At 71.0% G+C, this 24,732-nt stretch carries 20 protein-coding genes; 10 read left to right on the top strand and 10 right to left on the bottom strand.

Annotated features, from left to right (window positions below; all coding sequences use genetic code 11):
- The first annotated feature begins 71 nt into the window (after positions 1–71).
- Positions 72–329 carry a PaaI family thioesterase gene (locus VMS22_12450; GenBank protein HXJ34835.1) on the top strand — a complete coding sequence of 86 codons (258 nt, stop codon included), beginning with the start codon at positions 72–74 and terminating at the stop codon, positions 327–329.
- Between the two features lie 31 nt (positions 330–360).
- Here the strand turns inward: VMS22_12450 and VMS22_12445 are convergent, their stop codons facing one another.
- Together VMS22_12445 and VMS22_12440 are read right to left on the bottom strand one after the other, a co-directional pair.
- The gene (locus VMS22_12445) at positions 361–2,313 is read right to left on the bottom strand and encodes a C1 family peptidase (GenBank protein HXJ34834.1); all 1,953 of its coding nucleotides are present in this window, start codon (positions 2,311–2,313) and stop codon (positions 361–363) included.
- A gap of 101 nt (positions 2,314–2,414) precedes the next feature.
- Positions 2,415–5,633: an AAA family ATPase gene (locus VMS22_12440; protein HXJ34833.1), complete on the bottom strand. Its 3,219-nt coding sequence runs from the start codon at positions 5,631–5,633 to the stop codon at positions 2,415–2,417.
- 219 nt (positions 5,634–5,852) lie between these two features.
- Between VMS22_12440 and VMS22_12435 the strand changes: the two genes are divergently transcribed.
- Both VMS22_12435 and VMS22_12430 read left to right on the top strand, forming a co-directional pair.
- A complete protein-coding gene (locus VMS22_12435) occupies positions 5,853–8,132 on the top strand; it encodes an SBBP repeat-containing protein (protein ID HXJ34832.1) in 2,280 nt (759 codons plus the stop codon).
- A gap of 91 nt (positions 8,133–8,223) precedes the next feature.
- On the top strand, positions 8,224–8,910 hold the full coding sequence (locus VMS22_12430; protein ID HXJ34831.1) for a YciI family protein: 687 nt from the start codon (positions 8,224–8,226) through the stop codon (positions 8,908–8,910).
- Here the strand turns inward: VMS22_12430 and VMS22_12425 are convergent.
- Positions 8,907–11,531, bottom strand: coding sequence for an alpha/beta hydrolase fold domain-containing protein (locus tag VMS22_12425; protein HXJ34830.1), 2,625 nt, complete (start codon positions 11,529–11,531; stop codon positions 8,907–8,909). The genes VMS22_12430 and VMS22_12425 overlap by 4 nt on opposite strands.
- A 79-nt stretch (positions 11,532–11,610) precedes the next feature.
- Positions 11,611–12,156, bottom strand: a complete 546-nt coding sequence (locus VMS22_12420) for a DoxX family protein (GenBank protein ID HXJ34829.1) — start codon at positions 12,154–12,156, stop codon at positions 11,611–11,613.
- Positions 12,157–12,346: 190 nt separating this feature from the next.
- On the opposite strand from VMS22_12420, the gene VMS22_12415 reads away from it, so the two are divergent.
- The gene (locus VMS22_12415) at positions 12,347–13,351 is read left to right on the top strand and encodes a sigma-70 family RNA polymerase sigma factor (protein HXJ34828.1); all 1,005 of its coding nucleotides are present in this window, start codon (positions 12,347–12,349) and stop codon (positions 13,349–13,351) included.
- A gap of 75 nt (positions 13,352–13,426) precedes the next feature.
- Here VMS22_12415 and VMS22_12410 read toward each other — a convergent pair whose 3' ends face one another.
- The 4 genes from VMS22_12410 to VMS22_12395 all read right to left on the bottom strand — a co-directional run bounded on the left by VMS22_12410 (position 13,427) and on the right by VMS22_12395 (position 17,055).
- On the bottom strand, positions 13,427–13,846 hold the full coding sequence (locus VMS22_12410; protein ID HXJ34827.1) for an MAPEG family protein: 420 nt from the start codon (positions 13,844–13,846) through the stop codon (positions 13,427–13,429).
- A gap of 13 nt (positions 13,847–13,859) precedes the next feature.
- Positions 13,860–14,132, bottom strand: coding sequence for a DUF4242 domain-containing protein (locus VMS22_12405; GenBank protein HXJ34826.1), 273 nt, complete (start codon positions 14,130–14,132; stop codon positions 13,860–13,862).
- 58 nt (positions 14,133–14,190) lie between these two features.
- Complete coding sequence (locus tag VMS22_12400; GenBank protein HXJ34825.1) at positions 14,191–14,961, bottom strand: NnrU family protein; 771 nt, start codon at positions 14,959–14,961, stop codon at positions 14,191–14,193.
- Positions 14,962–15,135: 174 nt separating this feature from the next.
- Positions 15,136–17,055, bottom strand: coding sequence for a sigma 54-interacting transcriptional regulator (locus tag VMS22_12395; GenBank protein ID HXJ34824.1), 1,920 nt, complete (start codon positions 17,053–17,055; stop codon positions 15,136–15,138).
- An 80-nt stretch (positions 17,056–17,135) separates the two neighbouring features.
- Between VMS22_12395 and VMS22_12390 the strand changes: the two genes are divergently transcribed.
- Entirely contained in the window at positions 17,136–18,314 is a 1,179-nt protein-coding gene (locus VMS22_12390) for an NnrS family protein (GenBank protein ID HXJ34823.1), read from the top strand.
- Here VMS22_12390 and VMS22_12385 read toward each other — a convergent pair.
- Entirely contained in the window at positions 18,311–18,802 is a 492-nt protein-coding gene (locus VMS22_12385; GenBank protein HXJ34822.1) for a hemerythrin domain-containing protein, read from the bottom strand. The genes VMS22_12390 and VMS22_12385 overlap by 4 nt on opposite strands.
- A 10-nt stretch (positions 18,803–18,812) precedes the next feature.
- On the bottom strand, positions 18,813–19,466 hold the full coding sequence (locus VMS22_12380; protein ID HXJ34821.1) for a TetR family transcriptional regulator: 654 nt from the start codon (positions 19,464–19,466) through the stop codon (positions 18,813–18,815).
- Positions 19,467–19,553: 87 nt separating this feature from the next.
- On the opposite strand from VMS22_12380, the gene VMS22_12375 reads away from it, so the two are divergent.
- The 5 genes from VMS22_12375 to VMS22_12355 form a co-directional block, all read left to right on the top strand.
- Positions 19,554–20,141, top strand: coding sequence for a VOC family protein (locus tag VMS22_12375; protein ID HXJ34820.1), 588 nt, complete (start codon positions 19,554–19,556; stop codon positions 20,139–20,141).
- On the top strand, positions 20,141–21,763 hold the full coding sequence (locus tag VMS22_12370) for an FAD-dependent monooxygenase (GenBank protein ID HXJ34819.1): 1,623 nt from the start codon (positions 20,141–20,143) through the stop codon (positions 21,761–21,763). The genes VMS22_12375 and VMS22_12370 overlap by 1 nt, the downstream gene beginning before the upstream one ends.
- Positions 21,760–22,539: an SDR family oxidoreductase gene (locus VMS22_12365; protein ID HXJ34818.1), complete on the top strand. Its 780-nt coding sequence runs from the start codon at positions 21,760–21,762 to the stop codon at positions 22,537–22,539. The genes VMS22_12370 and VMS22_12365 overlap by 4 nt, the downstream gene beginning before the upstream one ends.
- A gap of 57 nt (positions 22,540–22,596) precedes the next feature.
- The gene (locus tag VMS22_12360; GenBank protein HXJ34817.1) at positions 22,597–23,835 is read left to right on the top strand and encodes a cytochrome P450; all 1,239 of its coding nucleotides are present in this window, start codon (positions 22,597–22,599) and stop codon (positions 23,833–23,835) included.
- 87 nt (positions 23,836–23,922) lie between these two features.
- Positions 23,923–24,732: hypothetical protein (locus VMS22_12355; protein ID HXJ34816.1), on the top strand; the 810-nt coding region annotated here is incomplete at its 3' end.

Raw genomic sequence — 24,732 nt, 5'->3', positions numbered from 1 at the left:
CCACGTAGCCCGCGTACGCCGTGACGGCGCGCCGGCGGGCCGATTTCGCGGGCAAGCCGAGGGCGCGGTACGTGCGGGCGAGAAAGGCGACGCGTTTCTCGACGACGCGCGCCACCACCGCCGCGAAGGCGGGCCGCGTCGACGGGTTCTCGACCGTCCAGCTCAACGTCAACTTCATCCGCGCGATCCGGCCCGGCGAAGGCACGGCCACGATCGAGAGCCGCCTCGTCCGCCAGGGCCGCCGGATCATCGTCGCCGAGGCGGAGATGCGGTCGGCCGACGGCAGGCTCTGCGCGATCGCAAGCGCCACCTGCATGCCGGGCGGCTGAGCGGTCCGGGGCAGCGATCCGGGCCCGATCGTCAATTGATGTCGGCGACGACGGCCGCGCCTCCGACCATCTGCTTGAACCACGTGTACGGGACGTACACGTAACCGCCGTCGCCGTAGCAGCTCCCCCAGGAGTTCTTCATGATGACGTAGCCGCCGCCGTCACCGGCCGGCGCACCTGCAGGGAGCTGCGTGTTGTCGATGAGACCCGTCACGATCGTGATGTGACCTCCGCGATCGCACTCGCACCCCGGGCTCGTCGTGCAGCGCCCCATGCCGTCGACGGCGCAGTGCGCACCGCGGTAGGTCATGTAGCCGTTCGCATCGGGGCCATCGAAGGTCGGTGTCACGGGGAAGCCGACGATGACGGGCTTCTGGAAGATCGCGAGTGCCCACACCAGGGTTGCGAAGGAGTTGTTCGGGTTCGCGGGGTCCCAGAACCACGTGTACTGCGTCGGCGCGAAACCGGAGGTGGTAGGCGTGTCGGGGCCGATGGCGGCGCAGAAGCGGAACAGCCCGAAGTCGAAGCAGATCACCTGCCCCTGATGGTTGGTGTCGGAGCAGAATGCCGACTGTGCGCCGCCGTAGCCGAGGCAGCTGTTGTGGTACGTCATCGCGACGTTGTCGATGGTGCGGGAGTACGACGGATTGTAGGCCCACTGATTCTCGAACGGAAAGGTGTAGCCGGTGTCGAGGATCTTCTCGAGCGGCGGGCCGCCGTTGTCACCAAAGAAGGATGGGTACCAGAGGTGCTTGGTCTGGAAGACGAGGTGCTGCTCGGAGAGGTTGATCCACCGGTTGTACTTCTTCGCGACGAAGAGCTCGGTGGCCGCGACCGTGCCGAATCCCCAGCAGGTTCCACGTGCTCCCTGCTGCTTCACGCAGGTGGCGTCCCACTTGAGACCCCAGACGCGGTTGTTCCACACGCCGTTGGCCTTGTGCGCGCACAGCGGGCCCTGGTCGGTACGGGTGCCCGACCCTTCCTCGGCGCTGCAGCTCGAAGGATAGCCCGGCGGGGGAAATCCTCCCGGCGGCTGCACGAGCGGAACGAACTGTCCGAAGTTGACGGCGAGCGAATCGTTGAGCCCGCGCAGATCGGCGAGCGCGAACTGGCTCGCCTGGTCGGGCGACGGGTAGTTGCCGACGAGGGCCGGATCGAGGCTCGCGAGGCCGTCGTAGTACTCCCGGTACAGATCGAGCTGGTTCTGAAACGTCGGGAAGCCCTGGATGCCGGCCGCAAGGAAGCGATACCGTCCACGCGCGCCGAGCGTGGACACGGTGAGCGGGCTGCCCGCCCCGTCGGTCAGCGTGTGCAGATAGTCGCCGTCGTCGCCGGGCGTGACCGCCGAATCGTTCGGATCGACGCCGCCGAGGAGCTGTGGGGCAAGGGTCGGGTTGAGGTTCACGTAGTCCGTCACGACCTGCGTGTCGTTCGCGACCGCCTGATCGTCGACGGCGCGGTCGGCGGCGATCTGGTTCGGATCGATGCTCCGGAAGTCCGGACGCTGCTTGGCCTGGTTCCAGTCGTCCTCCGTCACCAGGACGGCGTTCGGCGGCAACGGATCTCCCGCGCGGCCGAACGCGTCGGCCGGCGTCTCCACCTGGGAGGTGAGAGAACGATGCACCTTGCGTCCCTTGAACTTCCCGGTGAGCGACTCACACGTGGCGGCATCGAGCGTGACCACGAGTCGCACCGGCCCGCCGAGGCTCCCGCAGCTCTTCCAGCGTGCCACGAAGCGCGTGCCGTGGCGCATCCGCTTCTGGTGCGCCGTCGCCGCAGGGCAGCCGCTGGCGATCGACACCTGGACGCCGCTGATGAGGATCGCGTCCGGCGTCACACCTCCCGGCACGAGCGGATCGCCCGTCACCGGAAAGCGTCCTCCCGGGCACGCGGCGGGGAGCTGCTTCTTTGCGGCCGCATCCCCGACGGCCCCGACGAACGACAACACCACGATCATTCCGCCCCACCACCGCAGCATCCGCATGAAAGGAAGTATATCACGCGGCGGCGTGGCCCGCACCCGGCGGGACCGCCCGCGGGACCCGTGTCTCTGCGAGCCGAGCCGCCGTCATCGGATTCCGGACACTAGAGCTGCCAGGCCACCGGACGGGTGGGATCCGGCTCGTACGCGCAGAAGGCGCCGGTGCGGATCCGTCGTGCGAGCGGCTCGTTCAGCGCGGGGAGTGCCGCGACGAGACGCTTCAGCGTCGAGCGGATGTTCTGCGTGACGGCCGAGCGCGCGCGCTCGCTCGCCCCGCCGACCCGGCGCGCGGCGCCGCCGACGCCCATCGCGGACGCGAGCTGTTCGGTGAGGAACTCCATCTCCGCGCGCAGCTTGTCGGTGCGACCGAGGTCCCCGTACGCCGCCGCCTCCTCGAGCTCGTCGCGCAGGTCGCCCAGGCGCCGCCGATAGGCCATGCGCGCCTTCGCGTCGAGGACGAGGCCGGCGTCCGCGGACGCCAGATGCCGGCGCGCCACCTGTCCGGGCTCCGCGTACACGGCCGCCACCAGGTCGAGCACGTGGATCTCCTGGCCGGGCCGCGCGAGGAGCTGCGCGAGATACTGGAGACCGCGGGTGTCCTTCAGCCGCACCACGGCGTCCTCCCAGGCGACGGTCCAGAAACCTCCTTCGCGGCGGAAGACGGTGGCGACGGGTGTCGATGCGGAGGAGGGTCGCGGGCGCTCCGCTGCGGGCGCTCCACGACCGCCTCCCCCTCGTGCGCGGCGCACCGCATCGCGGTCGCGTTCCGTGAACTGCACGCAGGGCGCGGCGCCCATGCCACCATCGACGGCGAGCGCCGTCTCGAAGTGCGTCATCGCCTCGTCCCACCGCTCGAGCGCGCCGGCGAGCACGCCGAGACCGCGCGCGACCGATCCCTGGCAGAAGAACGACGGGCCGATCATCACCGTGCGATCGGCGTAGGGCGACAGGAGACCGTAGATCTCGGCGGCGCGCTCGCGATCGCCGAGCACCGCCGCCGCGCGCCCGAGCCACGAGAGCTGCGCCAGCCAGTGGTGACCGCGCGGCCAGCTCGCGATGCCGCCGGCCGCGAGGCCGTCGAGCTCGGCGCGCGCCCGCGCGACCGAGCCGTGCTCGGCCAGCACCAGCGCGAGCCCGCAGCGGAGCGTCCGTTCTTCGCGACGCGTGCGGATGCCCGTCTCGAGCAGGGTCACCGTCTCCTCGAGACGTCCCTGCTGCCAGAGCAGCTCCGCGCGCTGCGCGAGGAAGCCGTCGAGCGCCAGGCCGCCCATGGCCTGGCGTCCGAACTCGAGGGTCTCGTGCATGCCCTGCTTCGCCTCGGCGGTTCGCCCTTCGAGCAGCAGGCACGTCACCCGCAGACGCCTCGCGTTCCAGAGGTGCAGGGGCTGGCGCAGCTCCTCGGCCAGCCGCTCGCATTCCGCCACGTGCCGCTCGGCGCCGGCGCGGTCGCCGATCTCGAGCAGATCGATCGCGCGCATCCACTGCACGACGCAGTCGAGGTCGGCACGCGCCGACGCCGCGACGAAGCGGTCGAGCTCGTCGACGATCTCGCGGCGGAGCGCGAGGCCGTCGGGGCACTGGGCGACCTCGTGCTGCTGCACGAGACATTGGACCAGCAGGGGTGCATCGCCGAGCCGGCGCGCCATGGCGACCGCATCCGCGGCGAGCGCCATGCCGCGGTCCAGCTGCCCGGCCGCATACGTCATTCCCGTGGCGAGCTCTGCGAGGACCGCGGCACGCAGCGGTGCATCCCGTTCCTCGAGGCGTGCAACTGCCTCCTCGAGCAGCGCCATCGCACGCTGATCGTCCGCGTGGCTCATGACGGCCCACCACATGCGGTCTCGCAGCGCCGCCTCGGCCAGGAGCTCGGCATCGCCGAGCCGCAGTGCGAGATCTGCGGCTTCGAAGAAGGACTTGCCCGCCGCTTCCGGGTCGCCGGCGGTCTTTCGCGCCCGCGCGTGGCCGAGGAGCAGCTCGCCGCGGCGGCGTTGCTCCACTCCGGGCACGAGCGCGAGCGCCCGCTCGTAGTGGTGAGCGCTCTCGTCGAAACCGTAGCGCTCCATCGCACGGGCCCCGGCGCGTGTGCAGTAATCGAGCGCCTTCTCCGTGGAGCCGCCGGGTGCGGCGCACGCGAAGTGGTGCGCCAGCTCGTCCAGATGCCGGCCATCGAGCGTTCCGTGCAGGCGTTCGAGCGCTTCGCCGACCGCACGGTGGAGCGCGGCGCGCCGGGCGGGCCCGAGCGCGTCGTACAGGACCTCGCGCACGAGCGCGTGCGTGAACCGCCAGCGCCCCGGATCCTCGCGCACCTCGGCGACGAGACGCGCCGCGAGCGGCTCCTCGAGCGCCGCGAGGACCTCCATCGCCGGGCGGTCCGTGGCCGCGGCGAGGACCGCGACGGGAATGTCGACGCCGATCGTGGCGGCGAGGTCGAGCAGCTCGCGGACGGACGGCGAGAGCCGCGCGAGGCGCTGGCCGATCAGCTCGCGGACCGACGGCGGAACGCCGAGGCGGACCGACGAGTCGGCGGCGAGCCGCTCGAGCTGAGCCTCGCTCGCGAGCAGCCGTACGACCTCACCCACGAAGAACGGGTTGCCGCCCGTGTCGTGAAGCATCGTCTCGATCACCGCGGGAGACGGGGGCACCCCGGCCGTCGCCGCGACGAAGGACGCCAGGGCAGCCGGATCGAGACCACGGAGCACGAGCCGCTCGGCGTGTGCATGGCGCGAGACGGCGGCCAGCGCGGCGTAGAGCGGGTGGTCGGGGATGACGTCCAGGTCGCGATAGGTCGCGAGCAGCACGAGAGCGGCGCTCCGCACGCGTGGCGCCAGGAACTCGAGCAGCAGCAGCGACGAGCGATCGGCCCACTGGAGGTCCTCGAGAACCAGGAGCACGGGCTCGCGGCCCGTACGACGGACGAGCGCGCGCGCCGCGCTGTCGAACAGCCTGAACCGTCGCTGGTCGGGCGCGCCGTCTGCTGCGGGACCGCCCGACGTGCCGGAGCGATCGCCGATGACCACCCCGTCGAGGACCAGCGGCGCCGTCGGGGCCAGCGGCTCGCTGCCCTCGGGCGTCGTGAGCGCCCGATATACCTGACGAAACGGCCAATACTCGGGTGTGCCGGCGTAGGGGTCGCAGTTGCCCAGGGCGACGGCGAACCCGAGGTTCCTCGCCTCCACGGTCGCCGCTTCGACCAGGCGGGTCTTCCCGATGCCGGGCTCTCCGCCGACCAGCAGGATCCGGCCCCGGCCACGGCCGGCGTCCGCGAGGCAGGCACGGAGCGTACGAAGCTCGGCGTCCCGCCCGACAAAGGGGACGTCGGTCATGCTCGACCACACGCGCGCCGATCGCGTTCGGCCGAGCGCGCGATGGGGGGCTTCTTCATCGCCCGGCTTCGGCGAGTCGTACCGTGAGTTCGTGCGACCGTGCAAGCCGGTTCATGCCCCGTCCTCCCGAGCTTTTCACATCGTAAGGACCGGCTTCACGCCATCCCTCCGAGAGGAGCGATCTTCATGACGGACGAGGGCGCAGGGTCGGGACATCCGGTGAGACGGCTACGGGATGGGCGGCGTGCGCTCGCACTCATCACGATGCTGCTGGTCACCGTGGCCCCCGTCGCCGAGTCGTCGGCGGCTCCGGTCGTCACCTACGCGACCTATCTCGGCGGCACTGGCGACGAGGCCCGGGTATATTTCGAGGGAGAGGTCAGCCTCGCTCGCGACCCCGCCGGCAACCTCTACGTCACCGGGACTACCCGCTCGACCGACTTTCCGACCACGGAGGGCGCCTATCGCACGCTCGGCGGAAGCGCCGACGTCTTCGTGACCAAGTTCTCGCCCGGCGGCGCCGTGGTCTATTCGACGTACCTCGGCGGCCCGTGCGAGGATTACGGGCGCGCCATCGCGGTCGACGCCGACGGCAACGCCTACGTCACCGGCGAGGTGAACGGCGGCGGCACCTGCGTCGCGACTCCCGGTGCGTTGGTGGCGAAGCTCGATCCGGACGGCGGCCTCGTCTACGCCTCGCGCCTCGGCGGCAGCCTCGTCGACTCGTCGTACGGCACCGGGATCGCCGTCGACGCCGCGGGCCATGCCTACGTGACGGGCGCAGCGCTCACGTCGGATTTCCCGACCACCGAGGGGGCGTACCGAAGGGCGGCGTGCCCGAACGTCTACCCGTTCGCCGGCGACGGATTCGTCGCCAAGCTGAGCGTCGACGGGAGCGCGCTCGTCTACTCGACGCTCCTCTGCGGCCAGGGCGACGATTCGCCTTCCAGCATCGCGATCGACTCGGACGGCAACGCGTACGTCGCGGGGACCACGGCGTCGAGCGACTTCCCGCTCGTCGATCCCATCGAGGTGACACGCGGCGGCGGTGTCGTCGGTCTCAGCGGATTCGTCTCGAAGCTCTCCCCCGACGGCTCGCAGCTCCTCTACTCGACGTACCTCGGCGGCTCGGAGAGCGCAGTGATCAACGCGATGGCGCTCGACGCTGCCGGGAGCGTCTACGTCGCCGGCGAGACGTCGTCGGTCGACTTCCCGACCACGCCCGGCGTGATCCAGGAGCACGCCGGAAAGCGGCACTGCTACGCCGGTTGCAGCGACGCCTTCGTCGCGAAGATCGCGCCGAGCGGATCGGCGCTCGTGTATTCCACGTACCTCTACGGCGAGCTCGATGACGCCGTCAACGCGATCGCGATCGACGGAGCCGGCAACGCGTACGTCGTGGGCCAGACGGTGTCGCTGCTGTTCCCGATCCTGGATGCGTTCCAGCCGAGCAAGCGCGGCGTCGACGACGCGTTCGTCGTGAAGCTCAACCCGGACGCCAGCCGGCTCGTCTACTCGTCGTATCTGGGCGGCAGTCACTTCGACCGCAGCCCGTCGAACGGCTCGGACACCGCGACCGCCATCGTGCTCGACGCGGCCGGCAACGCGTACGTCGCCGGTTACACCCAGTCGATGGATCTGCCGACCACGCCCGATGCCTTTCAGCGAAACCTCGCCCGCGGATCGTGCGACGTGCAGGACACGGCGTGTGGCGATGCGTTCATCGCGAGGATCAGCGAAGGCGGCCCCGGCGTCGCGCCTGCCGTCGACCTCACCGTCGACGCCGACGCCGTCCCGCCGGGCGGGACCGTGACGGCCACATGGTCGGGCAACCCGACGCCGTCGGAGAGCGACTACCTCCGTCTGTTCGCCCTCGGCTCGGCCGGCGACGAGTTCGACGACCCGGTCATCTACTGGCCCACGCCGAACGCCGCCGCGGGCCGGCTGTCGCTCCAGATACCCGCCGACCTGCCCGTCGGCTGGTACGAGCTGCGCCTGCTGAGCCCCGACCCCGAGTGGCACCTGCCGGCGCCGATCGCCCGGAGCCGGCCGATCAGGGTCGACGGCGCGCTCCCGCCGCCGCCCCCGCCGGGCACGACCTGCGGGGACGGCACGGCGGCTGCGTGCGACGACGGCGATCTCTGCACCGACGACGCATGCGTGGCCGGCGTCGGCTGCGTCTCGACGCCCGTCTCGGGCTTCGCCGGCGTGACCTGCACGTGCGGCCGCGACGTTCCCGCGGCGTGCGCGGCCGAGGTGCTGCCCGGCTCGTACGGTCGCCGCCGGCAGCGGGTCTGCGAGCTCTTCGCCGCCGCCGCGACTTCGCGCCGCACGCTCGCGCTCCGGCGCCTGCGTAGAGCCGTCCAGACCCTCAACGTCTCGGTCCGCCTCGTCGGGGGCGTCTGGCGGAGAAGCATCTCGGCTGCCTGCGCCGAGGCGCTCAAGGGCGATCTCCGCGACGTGCGCGACCGCGCCGGGACGATGCTGAAGGACCTCTGAAGCTCCCGACCTCCCACGAGGTCGCTGTCGATTCGGCACGGCCTCGTTCGACTAGGGTATGAAACGTCGAAGGGAGGCCGCCGTGGAATTCATGCTGCTGTTCCAGGAACGCGAGGGGACCCCGCCGCCCACGCCCGAGGGCATGGCGGCGATGGGAGCGTGTGCCCAGGAGCTCGTGCGCCAGAAGAAGTTGCGACGCGGTTTCCCTCTCGCCGGCGCCTCCGACGCGGCGACGGCACGCGTGCGGGACGCCCGCGCTCTCGTCACGGACGGGCCCTTCGCGGAGGCGAAGGAGCAGGTCGCCGGCGTCTGGATCGTCGAGGCGGCGGACCGGGACGAGGCGCTCGCGCTGGCGCGGCGCATCCCGCACGTGGACCGGGGGCCCGTCGACGTGCACGCGATCGCCGGGCGCTACGCGTTCCGCGACACCGAGAAGGGCAAGCCCTTCCTGCTCGTGTTCCGCCTCGAGCCCGGCTTCGTCCACGAGACCGCGATGGGACGCGAGATGATCGAGTTCGGGACGGGGCTCGTCGAAGACGGCACGCAGTTCGAGACCGCCCACCTCGCCGACATGCCGCCGCCGGTGCGGCTCGAGACGCGGGCCGGCAAGCTCGCCGTCACCGATGGGCCGTTCGCCGAGACGAAAGAGGCGGTCGGCGGCTACAGCCTCGTGCGCGTCGCCGATCGCGCGGCCGCGATCGAGATCGCGAAGCGATTCCCTCACGCGAAGTGGGGGCCCGTCGAAGTGCGCGAGGTCCTGTTCTTCGATCGGGTCTAGCCGATCCGCCGGGCCCGCTCGACCGGCGCCGCCGCACCCAGGAAGCGGCGGAGCGCGGCGCCGATCTCCTCGCGCGCGCCGGCGGCCGAGAGGATCACGTCCACCGCCGGCACCGAGGTGTGGATCTGGCCCCGGCACGGCAGGTGTCGCGCCTCGACGCCGGCCCCCGCCAGCGCCTCGGCGTACGCTGCACCCTCGTCCCGTAGCGGATCGAACTCGCAGGTCACGACGAGCGCAGGCGGGAGGCCGGAGAGATCCCGCGCGCGTATCGGCGACGCCTTGGGATTCTGCCGATCGGCGGGATCGGCGTAGTGGTCCCAGAACCAATGCATGAGTGAGATCGTGAGGACGTAGCCGTCGGCGTTCTCGACGTACGACGGACGGGTGAAATCGCAACCGACGGCGGGCGTGACCAGCACCTGCCCGGCGATCGGCGGTCCACCGGCGTCGCGCGCCATCTGGCAGACCACGGCGGCGATGTTGCCGCCGGCGCTCCAGCCGCACACCGCGAGCCGGCTCGCGTCGCCGCCGAGGGCATCGGCGTTGGCCGCGATCCAGCGCACGGCGGCGAAGCCGTCGTCGACCGCGGCGGGAAAGCGCGCCTCGGGCGCATGGCGGTAGTCGACCGACACGACGACCGCGTCCGAGCGCACGCAGAGGTCGCGACAGAACGGATCGTCGGAGTCGAGGCCGCCCAGCACCCAGCCGCCGCCGTGGAAGTAGACGACGATCGGATGCGGCCCCGGGGTCGACGGCCGGTAGCGCCGGTACACGAGCGGGCCGGCCGCCCCGCGCAGCACGCCGTCGGCGACGTCGCCCACGTCGGGTCCGGGCGGGCGGTCGATCGCGGTGGCGGCCCAGAGCGCGCGGGCATCGGCGGCCGACAGGGACTCGATCGGGGGCAGCCCGAGGCCCGCCATCAGCTCGAGCACCATCGCGACGTCGAGCTGCAGCCGGTTGACGACGCCGTCGTTGCAACGCGCGCCCCCGGGGCCGTCGAACGCGAAGCCGAGATAACCGCGGCCCACCACTTCGTCGCAGGCCTTGCGATAGCGGTCGACGCCGCCGACGTAGGGAAGGAAGACGCGCGGCTTCCCCGGAACGTTCGCGCCCATGTACCAGGAGTCGGCGCGCGGAAAGAGCGTGATGTCGCCGCAGTCGTTCACGTGCTGCACCCAGCCCGCTTCGGCGACCGGCGTCGGCTCGACCGCGTCGAGGCGCTCGGCGCGCATGTGGGCGAGGCAGGCGCCGATCCAGTCGACGTGCTGCTCGATCGACACGACCATGTTCGAGAGCACCGAAGGGCTGCCCGGCCCGGTGATGGTGAAGAAGTTCGGGAAGCCGCTGGTCATGAGGCCGAGGTACGTCCTGGGGCCCTCGGCCCACTTCCGCGCCAAGGCCACCCCGTCCCGTCCCTTGATGTCGACGGCGACGATCGCGCCGGTCATGGCGTCGAACCCCGTGGCGAACACGATGGCGTCGAACGTGAACGATCGCGACGCCGTATCGATGCCCGTCTCGGTGATCGTCCGGATGGGATCCTTGCGCAGGTCGACCAGGTGGACGTGGGGCAGGTTGAAGGTCTCGAAGTAGTTGGTGTCGATGCACGGACGCTTGGTGCCGTAGAAGTGGTTGTTCGGACAGAGCGTCTCCGCCGTCGCGGGGTCACGCACGATCGAGCGGATCTTGCCCCGCATGAAGTCGCACACGGTCTCGTTGGCGCGCGGATCGGCGCCGAGGTCGGCGAAGGTCGAGCCGAGGGCGAGCAGGTCGCCGGACGCATAGGCCTCTTCGTACTTCGCCAGCCGCTCCCGCTCCGACACCTGGAACGTTCGCACCATGCTCGGCTCGGCCGGCACGCCGGCGCGTGACCATCGAGCCGCCTCGCGGTACGCGGCCGGGTCGGCGTCGAACCGGGCCTTCTTCTCGGCCGCCACCGGTCCGTTGAATGCGGGCCGGGAGAAGTTCGGCGTGCGCTGGAACACGGTGAGCTCCGCCGCCTGGCGCGCGATGATCGGGATCGATTGGATGCCCGACGAGCCCGTGCCGATGACGGCGACCCGCTTCCCCGAGAAGTCGACGCCCGCGTGCGGCCACCGGTTGGTGTAGTAGGTCTCGCCGCGGAAGCGTGCGACGCCCTCGATGTCCGGCGTTTTCGGCAGCGAGAGGCAGCCGGTGGCCATGACGTAGAACCGGCAGCGCAGCTCGTCGCCGCGGTCGGTGCGCACGCGCCAGCGCTTGGCGGCGCCGTCCCATGCGGCCGATTCGACGCGCGTCGAGAACCGGATGTCGCGCCGCAGGTCGTGCTTGTCGGCGACGTACCCGAGGTAGCGCAGGATCTCGGGCTGCGTCGCATAGCGCTCCGACCACTGCCACTCGGTCTGGAGCGCGGGATCGAAGCTGTACGAGTAGTCGATGCTCTCGATGTCGCAGCGCGCACCCGGGTAGCGGTTCCAGTACCAGGTACCGCCGACGTCGTCGGCGCTCTCGATCACCGTCGCCGAGAACCCGAGGGCGCGAAGCCGGTAGAGCATGTAGAGCCCGGCGAAGCCGGCACCCACCACGACGACGTCGAAGTCCAGTTTGCCGGGCTCGCCCTGCCCACCGTTCTGAGCGCTCATGTCACGACTCCCCCGTTCGCGGACGCGACGGGGATTCTCACATGGAACGTCGCCGGAAGTCGACGGTCGGGGTGCCGGCCTACGACTGCGTTCCGGCGCCGAGCCGGCGCGGCTCCGCTGGCTCGGATGGGCGCCGGCGATCGTCGCTCCGGCGAGCCTCCAGCACCGCGTCGAGCGACCAGGGCCCCGGTCCGGCCAGCAGCAGGAAGATGCAGCTCATGGTCTGCGCGTACTCCGATCGCATCTCGTGGAGGACGGCCCAGATGCCCACCTGGGGCGGCGACGGGGGCAGCGGGAGCGGCGACGTTCCGAGGAAGATGGCCGGCTTGGTGGAGAGCCATGCGACGAGCATCTCGATGATGAACGGAATCGCGATCAGCCGGGTTCCGAGGCCGACCATCAGCGCAAAGCCACCGACCATCTCGAGCCATCCCACGACGTGCGCCGTGAAGAGCGGAAACGGCATGCCGAGCTTCGTGAACCGCCCCACTCCCTGGTTCTCGTAGACGAACTTCAGGATGCCTTCCCAGAAGAAGACGGCGCCCGCCATCATGCGGATGAGGGTCGTCGCGCGAGGTCCGGTCACCGGAGGGTGAAGAAGCCAGCTCCACAGTCGTTCGATCATCGTCTCGTTCCTTTCCGGTTCTGCGGTCATTCGATCTCCCGACGGGTCTCTACACCGCCATCATCCGCTCGGATGGGGCGAGGGCGAGTGGGGCCGTACGCCTCGGGCCCGGGGCCAAATCCGGATCGCGTCCGCCGGTGTAGTAGCGATTGCGATACCCATGTACGCTGGTACGAACGGAACCCGGCGCATGCCCTCGACCGAGGACGTCCCCGACGACGAGCTGATGCGCCAGGTCGCCGGCGGGTCCGCGGAAGCTCTCGCGCTGCTCCACCGTCGCTTCGCGCGGTCGATCTTCCGTCTGGCTTCGCATTCGGTCGACCGCGCCGCTGCCGAAGACCTCGTGCAGGACGTCCTCCTGACCGTCTGGCGCAACGCCGGACGGTTCGACCCCGAGCGCGGCACGGTTCGCGCGTGGGTCCTGCAGATCGCGCACTTCCGGCTCTTGAACGAGCTGCGCCGGCGCAGCCGTCAGCCGGAGATCGTGGCCGATCCCGAGGGGCTCGTGCTCGACCGACTTCCCGCGACCGGCCTCGGACCCGCCGAGGCGACGGCGCAGCAGCACCGCCGCGACGCTCTCAAGTCGGCGCTCGACCAGCTCCCACCTCCGCAGCGCGAAGCGCTCGGGCTCGCCTTCCTCGACGATCTCACCCACGAGGAGGTCGCGGCCGAGCTGGGTCTGCCTCTCGGCACGGCCAAGACGCGCATCCGCGCCGGGCTCCAGAAATTACGCGCGACGATCGGACCGCAGTGGGCGGCGCTCGCCACGTTCTGCCTGCTGGCCGCGCTCGGCGTCCGTTACGCGACGGAGCGCGCGACGCTGGTACGCTACGATCGCGCGCTCTCGATGATCACCGCGAGCGACAGCGTGAACCTGCGACTCGCCCCCGAAGCCGGCGTGCCGCAGGAGACGCACGCGCGCTACCGGGGCCGCCCAGGCGTCGGCGTCGCGGTGGTCACCCTCTCGCAGCTCCCGCCGGCGCCGGCCGGGAAGACCTATCAGGCGTGGGTACGGCACGGGGCCACGTGGACGTCGCTAGGCACGACGCTGCCCGACGCGGGAGGAAGCGCGCGCCTCATCGCCGAGAGCGAGGCGCTGGCTTCTCTGCCGGACGGCGTCGAGGTCACGCTCGAGCCTCGCTCGGGGAGCGTGACGCCGAGCGGGCCGGTGATCGTCGCGTGGGCGCCGGGATGAGGTGATCGGCCTGCCTCCCACGCGCGTCATCCACCCGCGTCGAGGTTGCCGCGCAGCAGACGGGACACCGCTGATTCATGCGTGCAGCGCCACGATCGTTCCCATCGCGGCCATGCAGACGAGCTGGGTGAAGAAGAACGCGAAGCGGACGCCGACGACGGGATCGGTTTGCGGGAACGTGACGTGCGTCAAGGTTTGCAGCACACGTGCGGCGAGCATCACGACGGCGAGCGTGTCGAGCGTCGGACTCCGCGCGCCGCTCGCCACGATCGCCACCACGATCGCGGCGTAGAGGGGGAGGTTCTCCAGGCAGTTCGCGTGTGCTCGCATGGCGCGGCGGTACCAATCGCTGCCCTGCTGCTCGTCGGCCCTGAACTCGCTCAGCGCCGCCCGCCCGGTGAGGATGTGGCTCCAGCGATAGACCCCGACCGTGGCGAGCAGCGTCGCGAGCGTCCAACCGGCGAAAAGGAGCAGGACCAATACCGGAACGGACATCGCCGCCGCCTCCTCACTCGGCCGTGGTCGGGTCGATGATCGCCCGCACCTCGGCGACACGGTTCGCCGGGAAGCCGCCCTGCTTCGCGTGCTCGCGGACGGTCTCCTCGTCGGGGGCGATGTAGACGCAGTAGATCTTGTCGTCGGTGACGTAGCTCTGGAGCCACTGGATCTTCGGTCCCAGGCGATCGAGGACCGTGCACGACCGTTGCGAGATGCTCTGGAGCTGGTCGGGCGAGAGCTTGCCGGCTCCCGGGATGTCGCGCTCGATGACGTACTTCGGCATGGCTGTTCTCCTTTCGGGCTGGATGAGGGTGAGCGGGCAGGCGAATGGCCGCATCGTCTCACGCCACCTCGGTTCGCGGGATCTTCGTCTCGACGGGCTTCGTCACGCGCACGCGCGGCACCAGCATCGGGGTGTCGCGGCGGTACTGCGCGTATGGCTCGCCGTGGACCGCGCCGAGGTCGCGCTCCTCGAAGCGGATCGCGACGAGGATGTAGGCCGTCGTCATGGCGGCGAAGAGCAGGTGTGCCACCGTCATCGTCGGAGTCGCCCAGAACGTGAGCAGCCAGCCGACGTAGAGCGGATGCCGTACGTGCCGATACCAACCGGGGATGACGAAGCCGAGGGGCCGATACGGCTCGCCGCGAAGGTGCAGCCACACCTGGCGCAGGCCGAAGAGATCGAAGTGGTTGATGAGGCACGTCGAGACGAAGACGATCACCCACCCGGCGGCGAAGAGGCCGTAGAGCACGACTCGTCCCGCCGGATGCTCCACCTGCCACACGACGCCGCCGATCGGCCGCCACTGCCAGAAGAGGAGCATCAGGGCGAGGCTCGACGCCAGGACGTACGTGCTGCGCTCGGCCGGCTCGGGCACGATGCGCGTCCACCAGCGCTTGAACGCCGGCCGCGCCATGACGCTGTGCTGGAGGGCGAACACGGCGAGCAGGAGCACGTCGACCGCGATGGCGACGCCGAGCGAGCCCTGCGGCGCCGAGTCGATCGAGTGCGGCACGCCGAAGCCGCCGATGAACCCGACGGCATAGAGGAACGTCGCGAAGAAGCACGCGTACGCGAGGACTCCGTAGACGAACACGCCGATTCGCTGCATGACCGATCTCCCTTCCGGGGCTCGCCCCGTGCGAGCCGCTGCCGGCTGCATCGCAAGCGGCGCGCCAGGCGTCCGGAGTGGGTCGTGCGCCGTCGGCGCGTGCTTTTTTCGGCGCGCGGCCGTGGCGAGAGTCCGCACGGCGCGAGATTTCGCGTCGGGGGGCGCGAGATCTCGCTACCGGCCCCGGCGGTCGATCCCGAGCGCCTTCATGCGCGACCGCAGCGTCGACGGCTTCGTGCCGAGGCGCTCCGCCGCGCCGTCCGTGCCCGCGACCCGCCCACCGGTCGCTTCCAACGCTGCCAGGATGCTCGAGCGTTCGATCTCTTCCAGCTCGCGCACGGTCCGGATCGCGCGCAGCGGGTGATCGGCCGCGATCGGAGGCGCCTGGTTCGCGCCCGGCTGGAGGAACCGCGACAGATCGAGCCGGCCGTCGGGCGACGTGATGACGGCGCGCTCGATCACGTTCTGCAGCTCGCGGACGTTTCCGGGCCAGGAGTACGCTCGCAGGCGCGCGACGTCGTCGCCCGAGGGCGGCTCGACCGCGCGCGCCATCCGTTTGCCGACCCGGTCGGCGAACGCCGACGCCAGGATGACGACGTCGTCGCCCCGCTCGCGCAGGGGCGGCACTTCGATCGGCACGACGTTCAAGCGATAGTAGAGGTCCTGGCGGAAGCGGCCCTGGCTCACCTCGCGGGCGAGGTCGCGGTTGGTCGCCGCGATCACGCGCACGTCCACCTTTCGCGTCTGCGAGCTGCCGACGGGCTCGAACTCCCCTTCTTGCAACACGCGCAGCAGCTTCGCCTGCAGGTCGGCCGGCAGCTCCGCCACCTCGTCGAGGAGGATCGTTCCCCCGTGCGCGAGCGCGAAGCGTCCCTCGCGCCGCTGCGTAGCGCCGGTGAAGGCGCCGCGCTCGTGGCCGAAGAACTCGCTCTCGACGAGGGCCGCCGGTATGGCCGCGCAGTTCACCCTCACGAGCGGCCGCGCGCGCCGTCCGCTCGCGGCGTGGATGGCGCGCGCGACGAGCTCCTTGCCCGTCCCCGTCTCGCCCAGGACGAGCACGGTCGCGTCGGTCGCAGCCACCTGCTTCACCGCCTGGAGCACGCCGCGCAGCGCCACGCTGCCGCCGATGATGCTCTCGAATCCGCCGAGGGCCGCGAGCTCCTCGCGCAGGTATTCCGTCTCGACGGTGAGCGAACGGATGCGGCGCTCGGCCTCGAGGCGCTCGTTCACGTTGCGCAGGATGAGCGTGTAGAAGACGCGCCGATGGACGTCGAAGCGCGCGAGCGTCGCCTCGGCGGGGAACTCGCCGCCTCCCGCCTGGCGCGCCGCGAGCGTGCCCGGAATCCACAGCGATCGCTCGTCCTCGGCACGCGCGCCGAGCCCGGCGGCCAGCGTCGCGAGTCGTGCGCCGCTCTCCGTGGAGAGGAAGGTCCGGAAATCGATGCCGGACGCCGACGGACCGAAGAGCTTCGCGGCGGCGGGGTTCATGCGCGTCACGCGAAGGGCGTCGTCCAGCTCGACGATCGCGTCCATCGCGCTGTCGACGAGACCCGCGAGCTTCTCCTCGCGCTCGCGTACCTCGGCCTCGGCGCGCAGCCGCTGCAGCTCGGTGGTCGCCCGCGACGCGAAGATCCGGATCAAGGCTTCGGCCCGCGGCTCCGCGGGCATCGGACGGCGGTCGAGCACGGCGAGATGGCCGAGCACGCTCCCGTCGACGTCGAGCAGCGGGACGCCGAGGTAGCTCACGGCTCCCGCCGCGAATCCGGGCTCGTCGTTCGGGTAGAGCGCGAGCACGTTGTCGGGGATGTGCACGAGGCGGCGCCCGCTGACGACGTCCTCGCACGGCGTTCCGTCGATCGCGTGCTCGAAGTCCTGGATCCACTCTCCGCCCAGCCAGAACGCGAGCGCCCGCAGGCGGCGTACGTCCGGCAGGTACTCGGTGACCCATGCGCCGTGCGTCCCGAGGACGCGCGCCAGGCTCTCGACCAGCGTCTGGAAGAAGCGATCGCCCGTATGGGTGGCGGTACCCTCGACGATCGAGCGCAGCGCGACGCTCTCGTCGAGGCCGTGCAGCGGCGGGCGGCTGTCGTTCATGGCGGCAGGCAAGGCGGCGCGGGCCGGTGTGCGAGGGTCTACTAAGCCCGCCGCGGGCGCGGAGGCAACAATGAAGGACCGTGCCCTGGCCGGCCGCCACCGGGAGCGGCATGATCCGCGCGATGTGGCGGCGCGAACCGTTCCGGCTGTTCTTCCCGCTCGGCGTCGTGCTCGCGTGGATCGGCATCGGGCACTGGATCGCCTACTGGGCGGGGTGGATCGGCTCGTACTCGTGCCTTGCGCACGGCCTCGTGCAGATCCAGGGGTTCCTGCTCGCCTTCGCGCTCGGGTTCCTGCTGACCGCCATGCCTCGAAGGACCGAGAGCGCGCCGGCGCCGGCGTGGGGACTCGCCGCCGCCGTCGCGGCCCTCGCGACGACGACGATCGCGGCGTTCGCCGAACGCTTGTGGATTGCCGAGGGTGCTTCGATCGCCATCGTCCTCGGCATGGTCGTGTTCGCCGTGCGCCGGTTCGCAGGCGCCGGCGCGGGCCGGCGTCCGCCGGCGCCGTTCGTCCTCATTCCGATCGCGCTCGGGTGCAACGTCGGCGGCGGCGTGCTGATCGCCTGGGGAACGTCCCCGAGCGGCGCCGCGTGGGGCGTCACCCTGGGTCGCCTGCTGGTCGAGCAGGGACTCTTCCTCTGTCTGGTCATGGGCGCGGGCGCGCTGGTCCTGCCGCTCATGGCGGGCGCGGCGCCTCCAGCCGACATCGGCAGCTCGCCGGCGATCGCGCGGCAGGCGGTCACGTACGCGGCGGCCGGCCTCGTGGTCGTGGGGACGCTCGTCGTGGAAGCCGCCGGCAGCGAACGCCTCGCGCCGATCGTGCGCGGCGTCGTCGTGGCATCGACGCTCGCGCTGGGCGCCGGCGTCGCGCGGCGGCCGCAGAGGCCCGGCTGGAACCGGCGTGTGGCGTGGCTCGCGGTGTGGCTCGTCCCGGCCGGGATCGTGCTCGCGGGGCTGGTCCCCGACTATCGCGTCCCCGCGCTGCACGTGACCTTCGTAGGCGGCTTCGGACTGCTCGCGTTCGCCGTCGCGACCCACGTGACGGCGGCACACCTGGAGCTCGAGTCGATCCGCGACGGTCGCTCACGGCTCGTCGCGATCGTCGCGGGCGCATCGTTGGTGGCGATGCTCGGGCGCCTGACGGCGGACGCCACGCGGACGTACTTCGAGCACCTCGCCGCGAGCGGAGCGATCTGGATTGCGGGCTCGGCGATCTGGCTCGCGACGCTGGCGCCGCGCTGGTTCGGACGGCGCTAGCCGTCCTCGTGCAGCCGGTGACCCGCGCGCTCGAGCGCGCGCCGCACCGCCGGCCAGACCTCCGGCCCGTCGTTGTGCGCGCTCACCGGCACGGCGGGATATGCCGCCATCTCGCGGACGAGTCCCTCGGCGGTGTCGCCGAGCAAGCCGTCGCACACGGCGTACACGCCGTCAGGACCCTCCTCGATCTGGTTGTGGCCCGCCAGGATGCGTCGGAGCGTCGACGCCACGACGGGCGTCGGCGTCGGCACCAGCAGCGACGCGATCGCGCCGTGATCCAAACGGAGCTGCGCCGCGGCGACCAGAGGGCGGCCCCCCTGCGCGCGCTGCGCGGCCGGCATGAGGAGCTTCTCCTCGATGCCGATGTGACGCAGGAGCCCGGAGCGGAACTCGCCGTATGCCGACGCGTCGCCGGCTGTTCCCCGGTCGAACAACGCCTCGAGGCGCGCGTGGTCGGCCGACAGCCACTGTGCGATCGGGCCTGGCATCGTCGGCGGATCAATCCCTTCGCGCGTCAGCCGGCGCAAGTCGGGTGCCGGTGAGAACCTGCAGCAGCGCGTCGGCGTGCCGCTCCGCGAACGCAGGATCGGTCGGGTCGACACCCGAGATGTACTTGCACTCGGGAGCCTGGCTGAAGATGAGGCCGGCGGCGCCGAGCACGATGTAGCGCAGGCTGACGAGCGGGATCGGCGGGACGAGACCTTCGGCCTGGGCGCGCTCGAGGTGGGCGCCCACGGCCTCGGCCATCGGACGCACGAAGCGATCCGCGAGCCAGCGCATGCGGCGGCTGTCACGCTTCCCCTCGTCGTTCATGAGCCGCATGAACTCCGGGTGCCGCGCGACGAAGCGGACGAACTGCCGCAGGTTGCGCTCGAGCCAGGCAAGCGGCTCGTCGCGCCCGCTCCCGCCGGCCCCGTCGGCGAAGCCGGCCGTCAGCTCTTCGAACGCGCGCCCGACGGCCGCCTTCCAGAGGCGCTCCTTGTCGTCGAAGTAGTATTTGATGAGCCCGAGGTTCGCCCCGGCGCGCTCGGCGATCTCGCGCGTGCGCGCGCCCTCGAAGCCGCGCTCGGCGAAGACGTCGAGCGCCGCGGCCAGGATGCGCTCCCGGGCGCCTTCGGAGCCCCTGGCTGCCGTCGCCGTCCTGCGGGCCATTCCGGGCCCAGTTTACTCTGTTGACTAACTCGCGCAAGTACTTTATACGGACGAGTAAATCATCCGCCCGCAGGAGGGACCCCCGCGATGACGACGACCAAGCTCACGCTCAGCCACTTCGGCCTCGGCTGCTTCGACCTCGAGCGGATGGCCGACTTCTACACCCGCGTCCTCGGCATGACCGTGACGGATCGCGGCGCCGTCCCCGGCGGGAGCGCGCAGCTCGTGTTCCTCACGACCGATCCGTCCGAGCACCACCAGCTCGTTCTCGCGTCGGGCCGGACGGAAGGAGCGATCCTCGAGGGGCCGGTCCTCGGCGGCAGCTTCGGCGCCGCGATCTTCCAGCTCACGTTCCGCCTCGCCGACCTGCCCACGCTGCGGCGCGTGCAGCAGCGCCTGGTCGCGGAGGGCAACACGAACTTCATTCCGGTGAACCACGGCAATTCGTGGTCGCTCTACACGCGCGATCCCGAGGGCAATGCGCTGGAGCTGGTCGTGGACAGCCCGTGGTTCGTGCACCAGCCATGCGGCGAGCTCCTGGACCTCTCCCTCGACGACGCCGAGATCCTGCGCCAGACCGAGGAGCTCTGTCGCGCCCGCGGCGACTGGCAGCCGTTCGAGGACTGGCGCCAGCAGATCGCGCGCCGGATTGCCGCCGATCAGGCCGGCCTCTGATGCGTCTCGAGGCTCCGGTGGTGATCGTCGGGGCGGGGCCATCCGGCATGGCGGCCGCGCTCCTGCTCTCGCGTCTGGGCATCGCCAGCCTCGTCGTCGAGCGCCGCGCCGCTCCGCAGTCGGCTCCGGCAGCGCACGTCGTCAACGCGCGCACGTTCGAGATCTTCCGCTCGGCCGGCGTCGACATGAAGGCGATCGCGGCCGCATGCCAGGATCCGGCCGATGCCGGGCAGGTGCTCTGGGTGACGACGCTCGCGGGCCAGGAGCTCGGCCGCCTGCCGTACGAGCGGCAGGGCGACGACACGCTGGCCGTCACACCGACGCCGCTTCGCAACCTCTCCCAGCATCGTCTCGAGCCGATCCTCCTGGATGAGCTGCGGCGTTGCAGCGACGTCCGCGTCGCGCACGGCCACGAATGGGAGGGCGCCGGGCAGGACGGCGACGGCGTGACGTCGAGGATCCGCGATCGCGAGCGCGGGGAAGCGTACGAGGTGCGGAGCCGTTGGCTCATCGCGGCCGACGGCGCGGGCAGCCCGGTTCGCAAGCAGCTCGGCATCCAGCCGATCGGACCCGACCGCCTGCAGAGCTTCGTGATGATCCACTTCGAGGCGAACCTGCGCCCGCTCGTCGGCCACCGGCCGGCGGTTCTATACTGGACGACCGCCCCCGGCGCCACGGGGACGTTCGTCGCGCACGACATCGACTCGACGTGGGTCTACATGCAGCCGTGGGATCCCGACACCGAGTCGGCCGCCGACTACTCGCACCCGAGGTGCGCGGACATCGTGCGTCGCGCGATGGGGACGGACGCGCATCCCTTCACGATCCGCACCGTGCGCACCTGGACGATGACGGCGCAGGTGGCCGAGCGCTACCGCGAGGGCCGCATCTTCCTCGTCGGTGACGCCGCGCATCGCTTCCCGCCGACCGGCGGTCTCGGTCTCAACACCGGCGTGCAGGATGCACACAACCTCGCGTGGAAGCTGGCCGCGGTCGAGGCCGGCTGGGCGGCGAACGCGCTTCTCGACACGTACGACACCGAGCGGCGACCCGTCGCGCAGCACAACGCGGACGTGAGCCTTCGCAACGCCGTGCGCCTGGTCGAGGTCTTCCAGGCGCTGGCGGGCGACGAAGGCCTCCCCGCGATCCGCGCGGCGATCGCGAACCAGGCCGAGCATTTCGATCTGCTGGGCCTCCAGCTCGGGTTCGGGTACGACGCGGGCGCGATCGTACCCGCCGACGGCCAGCCGGGCCGCCCGGATTCGGTGCGCGACTACGTGCCGAACGCGCTGGCGGGCTCGCGCGTTCCGCATGCGTGGGTGGAGCGCGACGGCGCCCGCATCTCGACCCTGGACCTCTTCGCGTACGACCGCTTCACGCTGGTCACCGGGCCCGCGGGTGTGAAGTGGGCGGAGGCCGCGCACCATCGCGTTCCCGTCGACTGCATCCGGATCGGCCGCGACCTGGATGACGACGCAGGACGCTGGACACGGCTTCTGGGCATCGAGGACGACGGCGCGGTGCTCGTGCGGCCCGATCAGCACGTCGCGTGGCGTGCGCCGCGGGGCGATGCCGCCTCCATGGGCGCCCTCGCTCCCACCCTCGAAAGGATCCTCGGATGAACGTCGGACTCGAAGGACGAAAGGCCATCATCTGCGCGTCGAGCCGCGGGCTCGGTCGTGCCTGCGCGACGGCGCTCGCGCGCGAGGGCGTCTCGGTCGTGGTGAACGGCCGCGACGTGGAGCAGCTCGACGCGACCGCCGAAGCGATCCGGCGCGAGACTGGCGCGCGGGTCGTCGCCGTCGCCGCCGATCTCTGCACCGAGGACGGCCGGGAGCGGCTCGTGGCGGCGTGCCCGGACGCCGACATTCTCGTCACCAACAACGGGGGTCCGTCGCCTGGTCGTTTCGAGGACTGCGATCGTGCGGCGTGGCTCGCCGCCCTGGAGCAGAACCTCCTGGCGCCCGTCCTCATGATCCGAGCCGTCATCGGGGGCATGCGGGCGCGCCGGTTCGGGCGCATCGTCAACATCACCTCGGCGATGGTGAAATCGCCTCATCCGCTGATGGGGCTCTCGACGGCGGCTCGCAGCGCGCTGACGGCCGCATGCAAGGGTCTCTCGCGCGAGGTCGCGCGCGACAACGTGACGATCAACAACCTCCTGCCCGAGCGCATCGACACCGACCGCCAGCGCTTCATGGCCGGGCTCCAGGCGGCGGCGCGCGGCATCTCGATCGAGGAGGCGTACGCGGACATCGCCTCGTCGATCGCGGCGAACCGGCTCGGAACGCCCGAGGAGTTCGCGGCGGCGTGCGTCTACCTGTGCAGCGCGCAGGCCGGGTTCGTCTCGGGACAGAACCTCCAGATCGACGGCGGCTCGTATGCCGGCGTGATCTGAGCGCACCGTCCGCGGTCGCATCCCGGCGGGATTCCGTTGTAGGGTGGGATCACGGACATGAATGACGAGCTGATCTTCGTCGACCCGAAGGCGTACGCCGATCAGGCGCGGTGGCACGCGGCGGCCGAGCGCCTGCGCAAGACGAATCCGCTGCCGCTCGTGCGTGCCGAAGGGTTCATCCCCTTCCGCGCCGTCACGCGCCATGCCGACGTCGACGAGATCGAGCGCCACCACGATCTCTTCCACAACACCGAGGAATCGGTGTTGAGCTCGATCGTCCAGGCCGAGCAGCGCCGGCTCATGCCCGTCATCAAGACGCTGATCCACATGGACGGGCGCGAGCACCGCGAGCACCGCAAGATCACGAACGAGTGGTTCAAGCCGGCGAACCTCCGCTTGACCGTCGAGAGCCAGCTCCGGCCGCTCGCCCGCCGCCAGATCCAGCGCATGATCGAGATGGGCGGCGAGTGCGACTTCGCGCGCGACATCGCCCTCTACTACCCGCTGCACGTCATCATGAGCATCCTCGGCGTCGACGAGGCCGACGAGCCCCGCATGCTGCAGTTGACGCAGCAGATCTTCGGCGCCGAGGACCCCGACGTCGGGCAGGGCGAGGACCACGGCCAGGTCGTGCTCGCCGCGCTGCTCGACATGGCGCGCTACTTCCAGGCCATGACCGAGGACCGCCGCGCGCACCCCAAGAGCGACGTGGCGTCGACCATCGCCAACGCGACGATCGACGGGCAGCAGCTCGGCGAGCTGGAGATGGCGGGCTACTACGCCATCATCGCCACGGCGGGACACGACACGACGTCGAGCTCGCTCGCCGGCGGGCTCGAGGCCCTGATCCAGAATCCCGATCAGCTCCGCGCCTTGCAGAACGATCGCGCGCTGCTGCCGAGGGCCGTCGACGAGATCATCCGCTGGGTGAGCCCGGTGCGGCACTTCATGCGCCAGACGCAGCAGGACTACGTGCTCGGCGGCACGCGCCTCGCGGCCGGCGACTGGCTCCTCTTGTCGTATCTGTCGGCGAACCGCGACGACACGATGTTCGAGAATCCCTTCCGGTTCGACATCCGGCGCGCCAACGCGGACAAGCACCTCGCGTTCGGGATCGGCGTCCACTTCTGTCTCGGCGCGCATCTCGCGCGCATGGAGCTGCAGGCCTTCCTGGAGGAGCTGCTGCCGCGCCTCGAGCACGTCGAGCTCGCGGGCACGCCCGAGTACATGGCGACGACGTTCGTCGGCGGGCCGAAACGCCTGCCGATCCGCTACCGCATCGGCGCGGCCGCGTGAGCTGACCCGAGGGGCGCGACCGCGTCGACGGGGTCGCTCATCGGCTTCCCGCAGTCGATCATCGACTCCGTCGACGAGGACGACGGCGTGATCGACGGCTCGGGCCTCATGGGTCATTCGTGGTTCTCGAGCCCGGGCTCGGCGGGCGTGCGCTGGAGCTTCGACCCAGGGACGCTCGGCGGACTCCCGACCGCCCCGGGCATCGTGTGGACCGACGGCGGCGCGGGCGGCACCGTGTCGTTCGAGGCCGTCGCAGCGGACGGCTCGAGCGTCATCTGCGCGACCGGCCCGGTGTCGGACCCGGGTGTCTTTCCCGACAGCTCGAACAACGGCGAGACCGGCGAAGATCGCTTCTTCGGCCTCTACGATCCCGACGGCATCTCGAGCATCCTGCTCAGCAACTCGAGCGGTGGCATCGAGATGGACCATCTGCAGTTCGGCCTGGTCGGCCTTGCGGCCTCCACCTCGACCACTACGACCACGCTTCCGGGCGCCTGCCTGCTCGCCCCCACCTACGAGTCGATCCTGTGCCGCATCGACACGCTCGTCGGCGACGTCACGAGCGCCGGCGATCTCGGCCGCCTGAAGCAGGGGATCCTCAACGCGATCACGAAGGCGCGCCAGCAGGCCGCGAAGGCGGCCGGCGCGGGCACCGGGAAGGTCGCGAAGAACCAGCTGAAGAAAGTGCGCGAAGAGCCTCGAGTCCTTCCGTCACAAGCTCGACTCGAACAACGCGAAGAAGATCATCCCGCAGGCGACCCGCGACGCTTTCCGGCAGCGCGCCGCCGACGTCAAGGTCGACGTCGGCGCGCTGCGCGGCACGGTCTAGCGCGCGCCGGGGCGGACGTCGGCGTCAAAACCTGCGAGCCGAGGATCACTCGTCGGCCGCTCGGGGCG

This window comes from Candidatus Eisenbacteria bacterium (assembly GCA_035577985.1).
GTDB lineage: Bacteria > Desulfobacterota > Binatia > DP-6 > DP-6 > DATJZY01.
This window is presented reverse-complemented; position numbering and strand designations above follow the sequence as displayed.

Excerpts from the sequence above, each read along its gene's own strand:
- VMS22_12430 (HXJ34831.1), top strand. The coding sequence starts at position 8,224 with ATGCTGCTGTTCCAGGAACGCGAGGGGACCCCGCCGCCCACGCCCGAG.
- VMS22_12420 (HXJ34829.1), bottom strand. The coding sequence starts at position 12,156 with ATGATCGAACGACTGTGGAGCTGGCTTCTTCACCCTCCGGTGACCGGA.
- VMS22_12360 (HXJ34817.1), top strand. The coding sequence starts at position 22,597 with ATGAATGACGAGCTGATCTTCGTCGACCCGAAGGCGTACGCCGATCAG.
- VMS22_12410 (HXJ34827.1), bottom strand. The coding sequence starts at position 13,846 with ATGTCCGTTCCGGTATTGGTCCTGCTCCTTTTCGCCGGTTGGACGCTC.
- VMS22_12365 (HXJ34818.1), top strand. The coding sequence starts at position 21,760 with ATGAACGTCGGACTCGAAGGACGAAAGGCCATCATCTGCGCGTCGAGC.
- VMS22_12425 (HXJ34830.1), bottom strand. The coding sequence starts at position 11,531 with ATGAGCGCTCAGAACGGTGGGCAGGGCGAGCCCGGCAAACTGGACTTC.
- VMS22_12445 (HXJ34834.1), bottom strand. The coding sequence starts at position 2,313 with ATGCGGATGCTGCGGTGGTGGGGCGGAATGATCGTGGTGTTGTCGTTC.
- VMS22_12395 (HXJ34824.1), bottom strand. The coding sequence starts at position 17,055 with ATGAACGACAGCCGCCCGCCGCTGCACGGCCTCGACGAGAGCGTCGCG.
- VMS22_12400 (HXJ34825.1), bottom strand. The coding sequence starts at position 14,961 with ATGCAGCGAATCGGCGTGTTCGTCTACGGAGTCCTCGCGTACGCGTGC.
- VMS22_12385 (HXJ34822.1), bottom strand. The coding sequence starts at position 18,802 with ATGCCAGGCCCGATCGCACAGTGGCTGTCGGCCGACCACGCGCGCCTC.
- VMS22_12440 (HXJ34833.1), bottom strand. The coding sequence starts at position 5,633 with ATGACCGACGTCCCCTTTGTCGGGCGGGACGCCGAGCTTCGTACGCTC.
- VMS22_12380 (HXJ34821.1), bottom strand. The coding sequence starts at position 19,466 with ATGGCCCGCAGGACGGCGACGGCAGCCAGGGGCTCCGAAGGCGCCCGG.
- VMS22_12415 (HXJ34828.1), top strand. The coding sequence starts at position 12,347 with ATGCCCTCGACCGAGGACGTCCCCGACGACGAGCTGATGCGCCAGGTC.
- VMS22_12370 (HXJ34819.1), top strand. The coding sequence starts at position 20,141 with ATGCGTCTCGAGGCTCCGGTGGTGATCGTCGGGGCGGGGCCATCCGGC.
- VMS22_12375 (HXJ34820.1), top strand. The coding sequence starts at position 19,554 with ATGACGACGACCAAGCTCACGCTCAGCCACTTCGGCCTCGGCTGCTTC.
- VMS22_12405 (HXJ34826.1), bottom strand. The coding sequence starts at position 14,132 with ATGCCGAAGTACGTCATCGAGCGCGACATCCCGGGAGCCGGCAAGCTC.